The organism is Vibrio sp. Vb0937 (genome assembly GCF_033338855.1).
This window is the reverse complement of the sequence record NZ_JAWOTK010000160.1, coordinates 1-1,532: the sequence shown is the minus strand read 5'-3', so window position 1 is coordinate 1,532 and position 1,532 is coordinate 1. Positions and strand designations below refer to the sequence as shown.

Here is a 1,532-nt window from a genome sequence, read left to right as displayed (position 1 = left end):
CGGTAAAACTCGTCTAGCTGAAAGCGGCGCGTACGAAGCGTTGATCGCTTATGCACTACCTAATAGCTTAAATCTGAGCATCAACTACGAAATGGTTGAAGGCAAAGACGTGAAAGGCGCGAAGACAGAAACGGCTCGTGAAGAAATGGCGCTGCAAGCAGAATACAACTTCACACCTAAGTTTGTGGGTTATGCGGGTTACCAGTTTGACTTGAACGACGCTAACGACCGCAAAACTGATGACAAATGGGCACTTGGTGCACGTTACTACCTATAATTGTCGTTACAGTTATCGATTCAAAAGCCAGCATGATGCTGGCTTTTTTCGTTTTTTCGAAGAATCAACATGCGTTTCAAACTGATGACACAAAACATAAAACGGGCTGAATGTCTTATTTTCGATACTTCAGAGCGCGTTCTAGTGTTGTTCCATCAAAAGGTTAGATTATGATGATGTTTTTGTTTTGCAGGGAAGATCAATGAGCGTCATTCAAGTTGAAGAAAAGAAAGTAGAAGTTGGAAAAGTGCTGTGTGTTGGACGTAATTACGTTGAGCACATCCATGAGTTGGACAATGCTATTCCAGAACAAATGGTGGTGTTTAATAAACCTTCTACCTCTGTATCGACGATCTTACGCTCATTTCATCAAGAACCTTTGCATTATGAAGCAGAAATTTGCTTTCTAATCAAAGATGGTCAATACGCCGCCGTGGGTTTGGGGCTAGACCTGACGAAACGCGGCCTGCAATCTTCTCTCAAAAAGCAAGGCTTGCCTTGGGAGCGAGCAAAAGCATTTGATGGTTCTGCGGTTTTTAGCCGCTTTGTGCCTCTTGAAGGCATTGATATTCATGACCTTAACTTAGAACTATTGATTAACTGTGTTCGTGTGCAAAAAGGCCACGTACAACAGATGCTGTATCCGCCATTTGCGATTTTGGATGAGCTAAGTAGCTACACAACTTTGCAAGACGGTGATGTGGTGATGACGGGAACGCCGCAAGGGGTTGGCGAAGTCCATCAAGGCGACGTCTTCCTTGGACGCTTAAAATGTGGCGACGTCACCTTGTTAGAAATTGAGTGGGTGGCTGATTAAAGCCAAACGCGCAAAAGAAGAAACGCCACCATACTGACAACCGTCGTTAAGAGAACGTTTTTTGTCAAATAGGCGATCAACGCAGCCAATGTCGCAGCCAATAAAAACGGGTTTTGTACGCTGACACTGAGTTCCCCTTCGGGGATGAAGACAATCGGCGCCCAGATCGCGGTTAAAACGGCCGGACTCGCGTAGTTGAGAATCTTTTGTGTGCGCGTGCTGAGCTTTAATGGCAACTTCGGTTCGAGAAACAAGTATCGGCTTGTGAACACCAACCGCGTCATGAGTAAAATTGACAGCATAATCATTAGCGTTTCTCCTGCACTTGTTCGACAAAATAGCCTGTTAACATGGCTAAAATGCTCGAAATCATCAAACTTCCTTCCACTTGGTAATAGCTTAACGCGACTGAGCCTACCAAAGCCACTACGACGCTAG

The 1,532-nt window shown here is 44.9% G+C and carries 2 protein-coding genes and 2 pseudogenes; 2 read left to right on the top strand and 2 right to left on the bottom strand.

The window, feature by feature from the left end:
• Together R7P67_RS24035 and R7P67_RS24030 are read left to right on the top strand one after the other, a co-directional pair.
• Nucleotides 1-277, top strand: a pseudogene (locus R7P67_RS24035) (porin); the annotation flags it as partial.
• 202 nt (nucleotides 278-479) lie between these two features.
• On the top strand, nucleotides 480-1,094 hold the full coding sequence (locus tag R7P67_RS24030; RefSeq protein WP_005461913.1) for a fumarylacetoacetate hydrolase family protein: 615 nt from the start codon (nucleotides 480-482) through the stop codon (nucleotides 1,092-1,094).
• Here R7P67_RS24030 and R7P67_RS24025 read toward each other — a convergent pair.
• Nucleotides 1,091-1,402, bottom strand: coding sequence for an AzlD domain-containing protein (locus R7P67_RS24025; protein ID WP_318086218.1), 312 nt, complete (start codon nucleotides 1,400-1,402; stop codon nucleotides 1,091-1,093). The genes R7P67_RS24030 and R7P67_RS24025 overlap by 4 nt on opposite strands.
• Nucleotides 1,402-1,532: pseudogene (locus R7P67_RS24020) on the bottom strand (branched-chain amino acid ABC transporter permease); the annotation flags it as partial. The gene R7P67_RS24025 and the pseudogene R7P67_RS24020, both read right to left, overlap by 1 nt.

What these genes read in the sequence shown, in the direction of transcription:
- R7P67_RS24030 (WP_005461913.1), top strand. Translation starts at nt 480, where the DNA reads ATGAGCGTCATTCAAGTTGAAGAAAAGAAAGTAGAAGTTGGAAAAGTG.
- R7P67_RS24025 (WP_318086218.1), bottom strand. Translation starts at nt 1,402, where the DNA reads ATGATTATGCTGTCAATTTTACTCATGACGCGGTTGGTGTTCACAAGC.